The sequence below is a fragment of the Microbacterium sp. MYb62 genome, from assembly GCF_002979475.1.
In the GTDB taxonomy this organism is placed as follows: domain Bacteria; phylum Actinomycetota; class Actinomycetes; order Actinomycetales; family Microbacteriaceae; genus Microbacterium.
Genome location: NZ_PCOY01000001.1, coordinates 99,443 through 115,343 on the forward strand (window position 1 = coordinate 99,443; position 15,901 = coordinate 115,343).

Here is a 15,901-nt window from a genome sequence, read left to right on the forward strand (position 1 = left end):
GACTCGCGCGTGGGACGGACTATCCCGTTCCGCGCGCGAGTTGCGCCGCGACGTCGATCAGCTGCTCGGGATGGGCCAGAAGGGCCCGCTGTTCCGGGTGCGCGATGAGGTGAGCGATCAGTCGATGCGCACCGGCGACCGTCGGCGCCCAGTAGCCTCCGACATGATGCCGGCTCAGCGGGACGGTGCGGACTTCCCCGTCGACCGTCATCGTCACCGTGCCGTCGTCGGGGTCGACGCCCGGATCGGTCAGCAACGCCGCTGTCAGCGCGCCGAGCAGGATCGTCCCGACGAGACCGGGGAGACGGAACCTCGTCGTCGGCACGTCGAGCGCGATCTGTTCCACATCCGCCCACGGCACGATTCCGCGGTTGTCGACACCTTCGCGGATGATCACCGCATCCGGCGTCAGGCGAAGATGATGGCGTCCGGGGTCTCCGACCGCGAGTGCCTCCGACACGACGATCAGCGGTCCGTAGCGCTTCATGCTCCTTCGCCCGTGCGCGGGAGCGCATCGGGGCCCTGGGTGACGAGGATATGGAACTGCGCCGCGTCGAGGATGCGGAGGCCGAGTTCCTCGGCCTTCGCGAGCTTGGAGCCCGCCCCGGGGCCGGCGGCGACGAAGTCGGTCTTCTTCGACACGCTCGACGCGGCCTTGCCGCCCGCGTTGATGATCGCCTCCTGCGCACCGTCTCGCGTGTAGCCGTCGAGGGAACCGGTCGCGACGACCGTGAGCCCCTCGAGCACGCCGCCCGCGGCTACGGCGGCTCCCGGCCCGGGGTGTCCGGGTGTCGACCACTGCACCCCGGCATCCGCCCACTGCTGCACGATCTCCTGGTGCCAATCCACATCGAACCACGCCAGCAGCGAATCGGCGATGATCCCGCCCACTCCCTCCACAGCGGCGAGTTCGTCGCGCGATGCCGCACGGATCGCTTCCAGCGACCCGAACCACTGCGCCAGCGCCCTGGCGGCGACGGGGCCGACGTGACGGATGTTCAACGAGACCAGAAGGCGCCACAGATCCTTGGTCTTCGCCTTCTCGAGCTCGGCGAGCAGCGTGAGCGCCTGCGACGAGGGCTGGGGGCCTTCGATGCCGGACTTCTTCTCTGCCGCCGTCGGGTTGCGGCGGAAGGGGGCGCGTGTCTTGACGACCCCGTCCTCGTCCTCCTTCGGCAGTCCGGTCTCGGCATCGCGCACGAAGAGCTCGATGGGCACGAGCTGCTCGAGGGTGAGGGCGAACAGCCCCGCCTCGGTCTCGAGCGGCGGGACCACCGGCGACGTCGGCTGCGTCAGTGCTGCCGCGGTGACCTCTCCCAGCGCCTCGACGTCGAGCGCGCCACGGGAGCCGATGTGCTCGACACGTCCGCGCACCTGCGCCGGGCAGGAACGGGCGTTCGGGCACCGCAGGTCGATGTCGCCCTCCTTCATCGCTCGCAGCGGCGTGCCGCACTCCGGGCACTCGACGGGCATCACGAACTCGCGTTCGGTGCCGTCGCGTTTCTCGACCACAGGGCCGAGGACTTCCGGGATCACGTCGCCGGCCTTGCGCAGCACGACGGTGTCGCCGATCAGCACGCCCTTCGCCTTGACGACGTCTTTATTGTGCAAGGTCGCCTGACGCACCACGGAGCCGGCGACGTGCGCAGGAGCCATCACCGCGAACGGCGTCGCACGGCCGGTGCGGCCGACAGACACGACGATGTCGAGCAGCGTGGTCTGCACCTCTTCCGGCGGATACTTGTAGGCGATCGCCCAGCGCGGGGCCCTGCTCGTCGCGCCGAGCTCGTCATGGAGTTCGAGCTCGTCGACCTTGACCACGATGCCGTCGAGTTCGTGCTCGATGTCGTGACGGTGCTCCCCGAAGTACTCGACGAATGCGACGACCTCGTCGATGGATGCGCACACCCTGGTGTGCGGGCTCGTGGGCAGCCCCCATTGCGCGAGCAGGTCGTACACCTCGCTCTGCGCGGCGACGGGAGGGTTCGTCCATGCGCCGATGCCGTGCACGTAGAGGGCGAGCGACTCGATCCGCAGCAGCCCGGCTTCGAGCTCGAGGCCGTTCTTCTTGTCGATCTGCTGACGGAGTCCGCCACTCGCCGCGTTGCGCGGGTTCGCGAACGACGGGAAGCGCCGGGCGGCCGCCGTGCGCGCCTTCTCCTCGTCGAAGGGCTTCTTCACCCCACCGCGCGACTCCCATCGCTCGAGCGCATCGGCGTAGGCGCGATCTCGGAATGCCGCCTGCGCGGCGTTGAGGCGCTCGAAGGCCGCAACGGGGATGAAGACCTCGCCGCGCACCTCGACGATCGGGGGATGCCCCTCCCCGCTCAGCCGGTTCGGGATCTCGGGGAGTCGCAGCGCGTTCTCGGTGACGATCTCGCCGACGCGTCCGTCTCCTCTGGTGGCCGCAGAGGTCAGCACGCCGTTCTCGTAGCGGAGGTTGATCGCCAGCCCGTCGATCTTCAGCTCGGTGAGCCAGGCGACCTCACGCCCGGCCGAGGCCTTCGTCTTCGCCGCCCACTCCCTCAGCTCGTCGACGGAGAACACGTTGTCGAGGCTGAGCATCCGCTCGGCGTGCTCGACGGTCGCGAGCCCCGTCGCCTCGGCCGCCCCGACCATCTGGGTGGGCGAATCCTGCCCCTGGAGCTCGGGATGCAGCCGCTCGAGCTCCTCGAGCCGATGCATCCATCCGTCGTAGGTGAAGTCGTCGACGACCGAGGCGTCGCGGCCGTAGTAGGCCTCTTTCGCGTCGAGGATACGAGTGGTCAGCTCCTCGGCTTCGGTTCGGGCGTCTTCCAGCGAGATGTTCTCCGGCACCCCGTCAGTCTACGAGCGGGCACCGACACCGGAAGGGTCTACGCGCCGACGGGAACGGCCGAGACCGTGGTGTCGATCGTGAACTGCCCGAGCACGCGCGTGCCGACGTAGAGCACGGCGGTCTGTCCGGGAGCGACGCCGTCGAGCGGTACTTCCGGCGTGACGCGCACGCCGGCGTGGGAGACCTCCGCGTTCGCGGCCACCGGCTCGGCGTGGGCACGGATCTGCACGTGGCAGGGGAAGGACGATTCGATCGGCGCGGCTCCGGCCCAGCTGAACCGCTCCCCCGCGATCTCGGCGATCGCGAGCGCCTCCTTCGGACCGACGACCACGGTGTTCGACACGGGACGCACTTCGAGGACGAATCGCGGCTTGCCGTCCGGCGCCGGGACGCCGAGCTTGAGGCCGCGACGCTGCCCGACCGTGAACGCGTGGGCGCCCTCGTGAGAGCCGACGACCTCGCCGCTGCGGTCGACGATCTCGCCCGTGGCGGTGCCGACCTTCTCGGCGAGCCAGCCGCGGGTGTCGCCGTCGGGGATGAAGCAGATGTCGTGGCTGTCGGGCTTCTGCGCGACACTCAGACCGCGCGCCTCGGCCTCGGCGCGCACGATCGCCTTCGAAGGGGTGGTGCCGAGCGGGAAGTAGGTGTGCGCGAGCTGCTCGGCCGTGAGCACGCCCAGCACGTAGGACTGATCCTTGGCGTTGTCGGACGCACGATGCAGCTCCAGGCCGCCGTCCCCGTCGACGAGGGTCGCGTAGTGACCGGTGCACACCGCGTCGAAGCCGAGCTCGATGGCCCGCTCCAGGAGGGCGGCGAACTTGATCTTCTCGTTGCAGCGCATGCAGGGGTTCGGCGTGCGGCCCGCCTGGTACTCGGCGATGAAGTCGTCGATGACGTCGTCGCGGAAGCGTTCCGAGAAGTCCCACACATAGAACGGGATGCCGAGCAGGTCGGCGGCGCGACGGGCATCGAGTGCGTCCTCGATGGTGCAGCATCCGCGGCTGCCCGTGCGCAGGGTTCCGCCGGCTCGGGAGAGGGCGAGGTGCACGCCGACGACGTCGTGTCCCGCCTCCACGGCCCTGGCGGCCGCGACGGCGGAGTCGACGCCACCGCTCATGGCCGCAAGGATCCGCATGTCACCAGTCTACGAGCGTGCGGCTGTGCCGGCGCCGGATGCGCGGGCATAGACATCGGCGATCGCGGCGAGCACCGCATCGACATCGGCGTCGACAGAGGTGCGGCCGAGCGAGAATCGCAGCACGCTGCGGGCGTCCCGCTCGCTGCGCCCCATCGCCATGACCACGTGAGAGGGCTCGGCGACGCCTGCCTGGCAGGCTGATCCCGTCGAGGCGGCGACGCCGACGACGTCGAGGAGGAACAGCAGGCTCTCCCCCACTGCCCCGGGGAACAGCACATGAGCGTTACCCGGAAGACGGTCGGTCGGCTCACCGAGGAGCTCGGCGGACGGCACGGAGGAGAGGATTCCGGAGACGAGGCGGTCACGCAGTGCAGCCAGGCGCGCCGCCTCCCCCGCACGCTCGGTCTCGGCGAGTTCCAGGGCGGTGGCGAAGGAGGCCGCTCCCGCGATGTCCTGAGTACCGGCACGGAGTCCCCGCTGCTGCGCTCCCCCGCGGAGCAGCGCGGTCACGCGAGCCGAACGGGCCGTGACGAGGACGCCGACGCCGACGGGAGCTCCGATCTTGTGCCCGGCGACACTCATCGCCACGAGCCCGACCCCGACTCCCGCCTCCCCACGCAGCGCGCGGAACGAGAGCGGGACATGGCCGAGTGCCGCCACGGCGTCGAGATGGAGGGCGACTCCGGCGGTCGCGGCGGCGGCGGTGAGCGCACCCGCGTCATTGATCGTGCCCGCCTCGTTGTTCGCCACGAGCGCGGTCGCGAGTGCCGCCTGCGGGAGGGCCGCCGCGAACGCACCCGCGTCGATCCGAGCTGTGGCGCTCACCGGCACCCGCCGCAGCTGCGCACCCTCGTCGACGAGCGCTGCGACCGTGTCCATGGTCGCGTGGTGCTCCGCGTCGGGCATCACGATCGCCGAGGTACCCTCCGGCCGGGCACGCCACATCCCCTGCAACGCGAGATTGATCGACTCCGTGCCCCCGGAGGTGAAGACGATCTCGATCGGGTCGGCATCCAGAACCGCGGCGACGCGCTCACGCGATTCCTCGAGCAGCCGGCGGGCGTCCTGTCCGGCGCCGTGCGTCGAAGAGGCGTTGCCGACCGTCTCCGACGCCGCGATCCAGGCATCGCGCGCCTCGGGGCGAAGCGGTGTGGTCGCCGCGTGATCGAGATAGTGCCGCATCCTTCGATTCTCTCGCGAAACCACCGGTCGCGGGCCCTGGCGCATGGAACCGGGTATGCCCTGACATGAGACTGCAACACATCGCGCCTAGTGTGTACTCATGCCCGCGTCCCGAGACCTCACCGTGCCCGGCGGCCCCGCCCTCGACAACCTCGGCGTCCGTCTCCACGACGGCGTCGGCACCCTGCGCGTCTGGTCGCAGAACGCCTCGTCGATCGAGTTGGTCGTCTTCGACGCCACCGACCTCGATTGGGCGACCGACGAAGTGCCGCTCGCGCGTCTTGCCGGCGGCATCTGGGAGGTCTCCTCGGAGCTCCTCCAGCCGGGAGTCCGGTACGCCATCCGGGTCGGAGGCCCGCACGGCACGGGGAACACCTTCAACCCGGAGACCCTGCTGCTCGATCCGTACGCCCGCGGCCTCGCTCAGGGAGACGGCTACGAGGAGTGGCGCTCGGTGGTCATCGTCGACGGATTCGACTGGGGCGATTCCCGGAAACCGCGCATCCCACTCGATCGCACCGTGATCTACGAGGGCCACCTCAAGGGGCTCACCAAGCGTCATCCCGAGGTTCCCCCGGCCCTCCACGGCACCTATGCAGGCCTCGCCCACCCGGCGATGATCGAACACTTCCATTCGCTCGGGATCACCTCGATCGAACTTCTGCCCGTGCACGCGTTCGTGCCCGAACCTCGCCTGCTGGAGCGCGGGCTCACGAACTACTGGGGCTACAACACCCTGAACTTCTTCACACCGCACACCGCCTACGCCACCGAGGACGCCCGCAAGGAGGGCCCCGAGGCGGTGCTCGCCGAGTTCAAGGGCATGGTCCGGCTGCTGCACGAGGCCGGTCTCGAGGTGATCCTCGACGTCGTCTACAACCACACCTCGGAAGAAGGTATCGGCGGCCCGCGCTCGAGCCTTCGCGGCATCGACAACGCGAACTACTACCGCCAGGACGAGTCCGGCGTGTACGTCGACACGACCGGATGCGGCAACACATTGAACACGGCGACCGATGCCGGTGCCAGGCTCGTCCTCGACTCGCTCCGCTACTGGGCGCAGGAGATGCAGATCGACGGCTTCCGCTTCGATCTCGCGACCGCGATCGCCCGCGACGGTGCGCACACGTACACCCCCGAGCACCCCCTCCTCGCGGCCATCGCGAACGATCCGGTCCTCGCCGACACCAAACTCATCGCCGAGCCGTGGGACGTCGGGCTCGGCGGATGGCAGACAGGCAACTTCCCGGCCGGATGGCACGAGTGGAACGACCGCTATCGCGACCGCGTGCGCAACTTCTGGCTGAGCGACATCGACTACGCCCGGCGCGCATCGGCCCCGGTCGGCATCGGCGGTTTCGCGACACGCCTCGCCGGCTCGTCGAACACGTTCAGCGAAGATCGCGGTCCGCTGGCGAGCGTCAACTTCGTCACCGCGCACGACGGCTTCACCCTGCACGATCTGGTCTCGTACGACGTCAAGCACAACGAGGCGAACGGCGAGCAGAACCGCGACGGCGCCGACATGAACCGCGCGTTCAATCACGGGATCGAGGGCCCGACCGACGACCCGACGATCCTCGCCGCACGTCGCAAGGCCATGCGCAACCTCCTGGGGACTCTGCTGCTCTCGGCCGGTATTCCGATGCTCACGGCGGGAGACGAGGTCGGGCGCACGCAGCGCGGCAACAACAACGCCTACGCGCAGGACTCCGCACTGACCTGGCTCGGGTGGGAGTTCGAGCCGTGGCAGGAAGACCTCCGGGCGCATGTCTCCCGACTGATCCGTCTGCGGCAGGAGAACCCGGCACTCCGACCCAGCCGCTATGCGCGACTCGGCGAGCACATCCCCAACGCCTCGGTCATGGACTGGTACGACCAGAACGGCGAGACGATGGAGCAGGGGCAGTGGGCCGACCCCGGGAACAGGACGCTGCAGTATGTCGCGGCATCCACCCCCGACACCGAGGCGTACAACCGCATCCTGCTGATCGTGCACGGGACGGAGTCGCCGATCGACGTGCGCCTGCCCGATGAGATCGAGGACGCGACCCGGTTCGTGTCGCTGTGGTCGAGTGCTCAGGAGCGTCCGTCCGACGAGGAGGAGGTCTTCGCTCCGGGTGATGTGCTGCCGGTCTCCGGGACGTCGATGAGGTTGTTCCGGATCGAATGACCCCGGCTCCCGACGCACCACGCGGCGCGCTACCCGCCGCCGGGTCCGCGCGGTACATTCGGGATGTGGCTGCACGTGCTGGTACTCGGTCCTCGGCTCTTCGGAGCCCCGCTCAGATCCCGGCGCGCGCCCTGGGCGACGCGGATGTCCCCGGAGCGCTGCGAACGACGCGTCTCCCGCTCCTGCGTGCCTCCCCGGCAGTACCGGGGGGATTCCCCCCGAAGGCGTTCGTCGGGGAGGTCGTCCCGTTCAGCGTCGTCGCCTTCCGCGAGGGCCATGACCTGATCGGCGTGCATGTGCGTCTCACCTCGCCGTCCGGCGAGCAGACCCTGCATCGGCTGTCGCCGCGCAACGACGGTACCGACGCCTGGGCGACGAGCATCGCTCTCGACGAACAGGGCGCATGGCTCTTCCGGTTCGAGGCCTTCTCGGACGACTTCGCGACCTGGGCGCACGCTGCGGAGGTGAAGGTCGCCGCCGGTGTCGACGTCCCCGTGATGGCCGCTCTCGGCGCCGATCTGCTCACCAGAGCCGCCGCGGAGAAGGACCGTCCCTCCGCGCAGCGTAAGCGGCTCCTCTCCGACGCGGACGCGCTGCGAATCGGCGACGCGGAGACGACGTTCGCCGCGGCGACGGATGCCGCGCTGGCGCAGATCTTCCGCGAGCGGCCGGTGACGACACTCCGTTCCGCCACCGAGGAACACCCGCTGAACGTGGATCGCGTCGCAGCCGGGGTCGGCGCCTGGTACGAGTTCTTCCCCCGGTCCGAAGGCGCCAGGCGCACGAAGGACGGCACCGTGAAGAGCGGCACGTTCCGCACGGCGACGAAACGGCTTCCCGAGGTCGCGGCGATGGGCTTCGACGTGGTCTACCTCGTCCCGATCCATCCGATCGGGACCACCAACCGCAAGGGACGAAACAACACCCTCACGGCCGAGTCCGGTGATCCGGGTTCCCCCTACGCGATCGGTGGCGCAGAAGGAGGACATGACGCCATCCACCCCGATCTCGGCACCGCGGCGGACTTCCGCGCCTTCGTGCGCGCCGCACGCAAGGAGGGTCTCGAGGTCGCACTCGACCTCGCGCTCCAGGCCTCCCCCGACCACCCGTGGGTGACCGAGCACCCGGAGTGGTTCACCACGCTTCCCGACGGCACCATCGCATATGCCGAGAACCCGCCCAAGAAGTACCAGGACATCTATCCGCTGAACTTCGACAACGACCCCGCGGGCATCGCGGCCGAGATGCTGAGGGTCGTGCGGCACTGGGTCGCGCAGGGTGTGAAGATCTTCCGCGTCGACAATCCGCACACCAAGCCCCTGCAGTTCTGGGAATGGCTCATCGCCGAGGTCAACGCCGCCGACCCCGACGTGATCTTCCTCGCCGAGGCCTTCACACGCCCGGCCGTCATGCGCGCGCTCGCCGCGGTGGGCTTCCAGCAGAGCTACAGCTACTTCACCTGGCGGAACACCAAGGCGGAGCTGGAGGAGTTCCTCACCTCGGTGGCACACGAGACGTCCGACTACATGCGGCCGAATCTCTTCGTCAACACACACGACATCCTGACGGAGTACCTGCAGTTCGGGGGCAGGGCCGCGTACCGCATCCGCGCCTGCATCGCGGCGACGGCCGGTCCCGTGTACGGCGTGTATGCCGGATACGAGCTGTTCGAGAACGTCGCACGCCCCGGATCCGAAGAGAACATCGACAACGAGAAGTACGAGTACAAGTTCCGGGATTGGAACGGCGCCGAGGCTCGGGGAGAGTCTCTGGCGCCTCTGCTCAGGAGACTCAACGAGATCCGCGGCTCCCACCCCGCGTTGCGGCAGCTCCGAAACCTCTCGACGCACTGGAGCGACGACGATGCCGTCCTCGTCTACAGCAAGCATCTCGCGGCGCCCTTCACCGGCACGGGGCACGCGGACACGATCATCGTGGTCGCCAACGTCGATCCGCACTCGGTGCGCGAGACGACGGTGCACCTCGACACCACGCGATGGGGTGTTCCCCTGGGCGCGTCGTTCGAGGTGGAGGATCTGCTCACGGGTGACGTCTGGACCTGGAGCGACCACAACTACGTGCGACTCGACGCCTTCGCCGAGCCGGTGCACATCCTGAAGGTGAGGGAGCGATCATGAGCTACACGGAAGACGTCGCCGCATCCACGGAATGGGAGGCGATCTCCTCGGCCACCCATCACGATCCGCACTCCGTGCTCGGGCCGCACGCCCACAAGGACGCCGCCGATCGCACGGTCACCGTCATCCGTGCGCGGCGCCCGCTCGCCTCCGACGTGGCCGCGGTGTTCGGCGACGGCAGCCGGCTCGCACTCAGCCACGTCGCGCACGGCATCTGGGAGGCGCAGCACAGCGGCCCCCCGCTCCCCTATCGGATCGCCACCCGCTACGGGGATCACGACGAGACGCTCTCCGGAGACCCGTATCGTCACCCGCCGACCCTCGGCGACCTCGACCTGCATCTGATCGCCGAGGGGCGGCACGAGCGTCTCTGGGAGGCGCTCGGCGCGCACCTGCGCACGTTCGACGGCGAGATCGGCGTCTCGTTCGCCGTCTGGGCACCGAACGCCACCGCCGTTCGGGTGGTGAGCGACCACAACGACTGGAACGGCGAGGCCCACGCCATGCGCTCGATGGGCGTCAGCGGAGTCTGGGAGCTCTTCATCCCCGGAGTGCCGATCGGCACCCGGTACAAGTATCAGATCCGCACCCGCGACGGCGCCTGGATCCTCAAGGCCGACCCGATGACCCTCGCCGCCGAGGTACCGCCGGAGACGGCCTCGGTCGTCTCCACCTCGACGTACCGCTGGTCGGACGGCGCCTGGATGACCAGACGCGCCGCGACGCACGCCGTCGCCCAGCCGCTCTCGGTGTACGAGATCCACGTCGGCTCATGGCGCAGCGGCCTGGGATATCGCGAGATCGCGGAACCGTTGATCCAGCACGTCACCGACGCGGGCTTCACGCATGTGGAGTTCATGCCCCTGGCCGAGCACCCGTTCGGCGGATCGTGGGGATACCAGGTGAGCGGCTACTACGCGCCGACGAGTCGGTTCGGCAGCCCGGACGACCTGCGGTACCTCATCGACAGGCTCCATCAGGCGGGCATCGGTGTGATCATGGACTGGGTCCCCGGCCACTTCCCCAAGGATGCCTTCGCACTCGCGCGCTTCGACGGCCAGGCGCTGTACGAACATCCGGATCCACGTCGCGGCGAGCACCAGGACTGGGGCACTCTCATCTTCGACTACGGCCGCCCCGAGGTCCGTGGTTTCCTGGTCGCGAACGCTCTGTACTGGCTCAAGGAGTTCCACGTCGACGGGTTGCGCGTCGACGCGGTCGCCTCGATGCTCTATCTCGACTACTCGCGGGAGCCCGGCCAGTGGGAGCCGAACATCCACGGCGGTCGCGAGAACCTCGAGGCGATCCGTTTCCTGCAGGAGGTGAACGCCACCGCTTATCGCCTGCATCCGGGCATCATGATGATCGCGGAGGAGTCGACGAGCTTCCCCGGGGTCACGGCGCCGACCGACCACGCCGGCCTCGGGTTCGGGTTCAAGTGGAACATGGGCTGGATGAACGACTCGCTCCAGTACATCTCCCGTGATCCGATGTACCGCGCGCACCACGAAGGCGAGATGACGTTCTCGTTCGTCTACGCGTTCGGCGAGAACTATCTGCTGCCGATCAGCCACGACGAAGTCGTGCACGGCAAGGGCAGCCTGCTCACGAAGATGCCGGGCGATCACTGGCACAAGCTGGCCAACGTCCGCGCCTACCTCGCCTACATGTGGGGGCACCCCGGCAAGAAGCTGCTCTTCATGGGTCAGGAGTTCGGTCAGCTCGCCGAATGGTCGGAAGGCCGTGAGCTGGACTGGTGGCTCCTCGACCAGCCGTCCCACGCCCAGCTGCAGGACTTCGTCGGAGCGATGAACCGCACTTATCGCGCGCAAGCACCGCTCTGGGCGCGAGACAACGACGCTTCGTCGTTCAGCCGTCTCGGCGCGCCGAGCTGGGACCCGACGGTCATCGCCTTCGAACGACGCGATGCGCACGGCGGACGCCTCGTCGTCGTCAGCAACTTCGCCGGTGTCGAGCGCGCCGGTCATCAGCTGGCCCTGCCTCGGGAAGGCGTATGGCAGGAGGTGCTCAACACGGATGCCGCCGAGTACGGAGGCCGCGGATCCGGCAACCTCGGCATGGTCTTCGCTCGGAGCCCGGAGAACGGCCCCGCCGTCGCGACCGTGACCCTGCCCGCGCTTTCGACACTGTGGCTGCGCCATCAATCCGATCCGCATGTCCCGACCGTGAGCCACGGCTGAGACCCCCACGGCGCCCGGCGAGCGAGCCATCGACGGATGCGTGGAGACACGACTCCGCTACCGCATCCTCCGCGAGGACATCTCGCCGGGATGCACGTCCACGGGACGCGCTCTAGAAGAGCAGGGACGACAGACGGTTGCGGGCCGACACCACTCGCGGATCTTCCGCCCCGATGAGGCCGAACAGCTCCACCAGACGCTCCCTGACCGGGGTCCGCTGATCGGCGGGCAGGTGAGCGAAGAGATCCAGCAGCCGGGCGAAGGCGTCTTCGACGTGGCCGCCTGCGAGGTCGAGATCCGCCACGTCGAACTGCGCCTGCGCGTCGCGGGGGCCTTCTGCTGCCGCCGCGCGCGCCGCCTGCAGATCCAGTCCCTGAACGCGGTCGAGGAGACGCACCTGTCCGAGGCCGGCGAGCGCATCCTCGTCGCGAGGATTCTCGGCGAGAGCCTTCTCATACGCGCGGATCGCCGCCGTGTAGTCGCCGACCTCGATCGCCGCGAAGGCCTCCGCGTGCAAGGGAGGGAGCTCGGGCTCCGCGGGGGGCTCGGGTGCGTCCCCTTCCTGCGCGACCGAGAGGGATCCGGTGACACCGTTCTGTGCGGCCACCTGGAGGAGCTGGGCGAAGACGTCGCGCACCTGCTGCTCCGGGACGGCACCGGTGAACATCGGGACCGGCTGGCCGGCGATCAGCGCGACCACCATGGGGATCGACTGGGCGCGGAAGCTCTGGGCGAGCTGGGGGTTCGCGTCGACGTCGACCTTGGCGAGCAGCACACGTCCGCCGAGCTCACGCGTCACCTTCTCGATGATCGGGCTCAGCTGCTTGCACGGCCCGCACCACTCCGCCCACAGGTCGACCACGACCGGAACGGTGCGCGAGAGCTCGAGGATCTGTCCGAAGGACTCGTCGGTCGCATCGACCACGACATCGACGACGCTCGGCGCCGCAGCTCCTTCGGCCGGCGAGGCCGGACGGTTGCGGAGGCTCGACAGGTCGACGGCGCCGCGCAGTGCGGCCGGGGAGATTTCACTCATTTGATCACCTTCACGGACAAGAGGTCCTGGTGGACTGCCAGGAGCCTGATCTGCTCCGTCGATCCCTTCGCCGGGACCGAGAAGAACAGCTGGAACTCATACGTCGTCTCGACACCCTTCGCCGATTCCGTGGCGTCGGTGAGGGCCTTGGCCTGCGCGTTGTCGCCGAAGCGGATCACCACGTCTCCCGAGGTCGGTGTCACCGTCTCGGTGTCGGTGAGCGCGACTGCGACGATGGCGCCGCTGTCGAGCGTCGTCATCGAGACGGGCGCGTCAGCGGTCGGCGCCATGTCGAACGCCGCGGCGGTCGTCTCGGCGGCGCCCTTGTCGGCGAGGCCCTGGACGACGGCCTGACGGCTGTCGGTGATCGATTTCGCCAGGTTCAGTGCCAGGTCATCGAACAGATCGTAGGACTCGCTCTTCTCCCCCTCATCCACGACATCGGCGAAAGTCGCCGCGAGGTCGGCAGGCGGAAGCGTGAGGAATGCCGAGTCGGAGGGCACGAGGGACGTGCCGAGCCACGGTGCGGCCACCTCGGGGAAGGCCGCGTCGGCCGACATCTCGGCCATGTTGGTGACCTTGTAGTTCGACCACGGGTCCGCCTGCGTCATCGTGAGGAGCACGGGCGGCACGGTCTCGTCGCCGGTGTTCTTCGAGAGCAGGAGCACCGTGCGCGGCCACTGATCGGTGGCCTCGGGGAGCACGACCTCGACGTCGTCGGTCGGGATCGCCGGAGGGACCGGCGTGTCGGTGATCTTCGAGCGAAGCGCGTACTCGGTGGTCCGTGCGGCGAGGGCCGGGCCCTCGAGACGGGTCGAGGCCAGGTCGAGATCGAGCGCCGCATCGGCCTCGACGACCGTCTCGGAGAGCGTCTGCAGGATGCGCTTCGCCTGGGCGTCGGTGACTGCCGGCGGCTTCTGATTCTCCGGTGCGATCACGGTCGGGCTGGGAGACGGCGAGGGCGTCGCGTCGCCGAACTGCGGCCAGGAGTCTGCCGAGCATCCAGCGGCGAGAAGCGCTGTGAGCCCGAGAGCCGGAAGCGCCAGCAGGCGACGTCGCCGAGCACGGGGCGCTGCACGCATCGATGTCTTCGCGTCGGGGTCCTTGCTCTCGTCCACGATCTCGGCCTCCTCGATCTCTCCCTCGGAGACGTCGGCCGGAGCTGTCACGGGAGCCGAGGATTCCGTCTCTTCGATCGCTGCGCGCTCGGCCGGGGGAAGGACCGCGACATCGATGGGTTCGGTCGCCGGAAGCGGACCCGGCCCCTTGCGCCGCGGTCCGCGTCCACGGCGCTGGTGACGGATGCCGAGCACGTAGAGGATGAGACCGACCAGCAGCAGGATGCCACCGGCCACCATGAGCGGCCCGGCCCACGGCGTGGAGTTGTCCAGCGGCCAGGAGACGACGATGTCGTCAGGGGCGTCCGCCGTGCCGTCGTAGGCGATCAGCAGGCTGGTCCCCTCGGGAAGCTGCATGTTGTCGGCGATGAGGCGATCCTCGTCGCCGAAGGAGTCGAGCCACAGGTCGGAGCCCCGCGGATCCTGCCCGGCGGCAGGTGGGTCGCCCTCAGCACCCGCATCGCCCTCCGCGCCTTCGGCGGCAGGATCATCACCACCGGTCGACTCGTCCTCGGCCTCGGATGCCTCGACGTGCTCGACCTCGAGGTCGCCGTCCTTGCCCACCGTGACGTGGTTGTAGTCGGAGACGGCGAGCCATGCCTCCATGTCAGGGGTGCGTCCGTAGCTTCCGAAGATCTCACCCTCGCCGCGCACGATCAGCGTCTGCGCACCGGGATTCGTCCGCAGCACTTCACCGTCCATGAGCACGAACGGCGCCGGTTCGTCTATCGCGACCTGCGTCTGCTGCGACGACGGCCCCATGAATATGGTGCGCTGGGCGATCCCCGCCCCGATCAGCACCGCGGCCAGCACGAAGGCCACCACGGCCCATACGAAACGCACGAATAGTCTCCTCACGCATCGCCGACATCCGTCGGCGACGCAACACTCGACATTTCAGACTAGCGAAACCAGCTGTGTGTTGCCCACGAGCAGGTGCAGTGCGTGCTGGGTCGGCACGTCGCCGGGGTCAGGACGGGCCGTCTCGATAGCCTTGCTGCATCCATCTCGAGGAGTCGACGCATGAAGATCCACAATCCGTTCCGCACCGCCCTGGTGGCGACACTCGGCGTGGGATTGGGGATCCTGCTCATCAGCAGCGTGCAGACGCTCTCGACCGTGCTGCTGTATCTCGGCACCGCGCTGTTCCTGAGTCTCGGGCTCGATCCGCTGGTGTCGTTCCTCGAGCGGCGGCGTCTCCCCCGCTGGCTGGCGGTCCTCGTGACGATCCTCGCGGTCCTGGCCGTGTTCGTGGGGATCGTGCTCATCATCCTCCCGGTGCTGGTGGACCAGATCTCACAGCTGATCGCGCAGATCTCCGCGATCGTCCAACGCGGAAGCGCGATCGATGATCTCAAGGAATGGATGACGGAGGCGTTCCCGAACCTTCTCGTGGACGATGTCTTCGCCTACGTCGAGGATTGGCTCACGACGAATCTCGCCGAGATCGGCGGTTCCATCGGGCAGGGCTTCCTCGTCGCCAGCGGTGCGGTGCTCAGCGGCCTGTTCGGTGCGTTCATCGTCCTCATCCTGACGATCTATCTGACGGCGTCGACCCCGTCCCTCAAACGAGCCGTCTACCAGCTCGCCCCGGCCTCGAAGCGCGACCGCTTCATCGACCTGTCCGAGCAGATCACCGACTCGGTCGGCTACTACGTCATGGGTCAGGTCACGCAGGGTGTGATCAACGGTGTGCTCAGCGCGATCTTCCTCACGATCATCGATGCACCGTTCCCCGCCGTCCTCGCAGTCGTCGCGTTCTTCTTCTCGCTGATCCCGCTCGTCGGCACGCTGACAGGCTCCACGATCATCGTGCTGGCCTGTCTGATCCCGGGTCTCGGCTCCCCGGCGACCGCGATCGCCGCCGCCATCTACTACCTCATCTACATGCAGATCGAGGCGTATGTGATCTCACCGCGCATCATGAGCCGCGCGGTCTCGGTGCCCGGCGCGGTCGTCGTCGTCGCAGCACTCGCCGGCGGTAGTCTCCTCGGCCTGCTCGGGGCCCTCATCGCGATCCCGGTCGCGGCCAGCATCCTGATCATCTACCGACAGGTGCTCATCCCGCGGATGAACGAACTCTGAATTCCAGAGAGA

At 68.5% G+C, this 15,901-nt stretch carries 10 protein-coding genes; 4 read left to right on the forward strand and 6 right to left on the reverse strand.

The annotated features are described in order from the left end of the window. Positions 1-19: 19 nt before the first annotated feature. The 4 genes from CQ042_RS00510 to CQ042_RS00525 are packed head-to-tail and all read right to left on the reverse strand — an operon-like array spanning position 20 to position 5,138. The gene (locus tag CQ042_RS00510; protein ID WP_105668287.1) at positions 20-487 is read right to left on the reverse strand and encodes a hypothetical protein; all 468 of its coding nucleotides are present in this window, start codon (positions 485-487) and stop codon (positions 20-22) included. Continuing rightward, on the reverse strand, positions 484-2,817 hold the full coding sequence (gene ligA, locus CQ042_RS00515; RefSeq protein WP_105668288.1) for an NAD-dependent DNA ligase LigA: 2,334 nt from the start codon (positions 2,815-2,817) through the stop codon (positions 484-486). The genes CQ042_RS00510 and ligA overlap by 4 nt, the downstream gene beginning before the upstream one ends. Before the next feature lie 38 nt (positions 2,818-2,855). Further along, complete coding sequence (gene mnmA / locus CQ042_RS00520) at positions 2,856-3,953, reverse strand: tRNA 2-thiouridine(34) synthase MnmA (RefSeq protein WP_105668289.1); 1,098 nt, start codon at positions 3,951-3,953, stop codon at positions 2,856-2,858. A gap of 9 nt (positions 3,954-3,962) precedes the next feature. Next, on the reverse strand, positions 3,963-5,138 hold the full coding sequence (locus tag CQ042_RS00525) for a cysteine desulfurase family protein (protein ID WP_105668290.1): 1,176 nt from the start codon (positions 5,136-5,138) through the stop codon (positions 3,963-3,965). A 100-nt stretch (positions 5,139-5,238) separates the two neighbouring features. Between CQ042_RS00525 and glgX the strand changes: the two genes are divergently transcribed. From glgX to glgB, 3 genes are all read left to right on the forward strand, one after another. Beyond that, positions 5,239-7,311 carry a glycogen debranching protein GlgX gene (gene glgX / locus CQ042_RS00530; RefSeq protein WP_105668291.1) on the forward strand — a complete coding sequence of 691 codons (2,073 nt, stop codon included), beginning with the start codon at positions 5,239-5,241 and terminating at the stop codon, positions 7,309-7,311. 65 nt (positions 7,312-7,376) lie between these two features. Further along, positions 7,377-9,449: an alpha-1,4-glucan--maltose-1-phosphate maltosyltransferase gene (locus tag CQ042_RS00535; protein ID WP_181157387.1), complete on the forward strand. Its 2,073-nt coding sequence runs from the start codon at positions 7,377-7,379 to the stop codon at positions 9,447-9,449. Further along, a complete protein-coding gene (gene glgB, locus CQ042_RS00540; RefSeq protein ID WP_105668292.1) occupies positions 9,446-11,650 on the forward strand; it encodes a 1,4-alpha-glucan branching protein GlgB in 2,205 nt (734 codons plus the stop codon). Before CQ042_RS00535 ends, glgB begins: the two co-directional genes overlap by 4 nt. 112 nt (positions 11,651-11,762) lie before the next feature. Here the strand turns inward: glgB and CQ042_RS00545 are convergent, their stop codons facing one another. Further along, positions 11,763-12,686, reverse strand: coding sequence for a tetratricopeptide repeat protein (locus CQ042_RS00545; RefSeq protein WP_105668293.1), 924 nt, complete (start codon positions 12,684-12,686; stop codon positions 11,763-11,765). Continuing rightward, positions 12,683-14,647 (reverse strand): glycosyl transferase, encoded by a 1,965-nt coding sequence (locus CQ042_RS00550; protein ID WP_258131884.1) that lies wholly within the window; start codon positions 14,645-14,647, stop codon positions 12,683-12,685. The genes CQ042_RS00545 and CQ042_RS00550 overlap by 4 nt, the downstream gene beginning before the upstream one ends. A gap of 180 nt (positions 14,648-14,827) precedes the next feature. On the opposite strand from CQ042_RS00550, the gene CQ042_RS00555 reads away from it, so the two are divergent. Further along, on the forward strand, positions 14,828-15,889 hold the full coding sequence (locus tag CQ042_RS00555; protein WP_105668294.1) for an AI-2E family transporter: 1,062 nt from the start codon (positions 14,828-14,830) through the stop codon (positions 15,887-15,889). The last annotated feature ends 12 nt before the right edge of the window (positions 15,890-15,901 follow it).

Excerpts from the sequence above, each read along its gene's own strand:
- CQ042_RS00510 (WP_105668287.1), bottom strand. The coding sequence starts at position 487 with ATGAAGCGCTACGGACCGCTGATCGTCGTGTCGGAGGCACTCGCGGTC.
- mnmA (WP_105668289.1), bottom strand. The coding sequence starts at position 3,953 with ATGCGGATCCTTGCGGCCATGAGCGGTGGCGTCGACTCCGCCGTCGCG.
- CQ042_RS00525 (WP_105668290.1), bottom strand. The coding sequence starts at position 5,138 with ATGCGGCACTATCTCGATCACGCGGCGACCACACCGCTTCGCCCCGAG.
- glgX (WP_105668291.1), top strand. The coding sequence starts at position 5,239 with ATGCCCGCGTCCCGAGACCTCACCGTGCCCGGCGGCCCCGCCCTCGAC.
- glgB (WP_105668292.1), top strand. The coding sequence starts at position 9,446 with ATGAGCTACACGGAAGACGTCGCCGCATCCACGGAATGGGAGGCGATC.
- CQ042_RS00545 (WP_105668293.1), bottom strand. The coding sequence starts at position 12,686 with ATGAGTGAAATCTCCCCGGCCGCACTGCGCGGCGCCGTCGACCTGTCG.
- CQ042_RS00555 (WP_105668294.1), top strand. The coding sequence starts at position 14,828 with ATGAAGATCCACAATCCGTTCCGCACCGCCCTGGTGGCGACACTCGGC.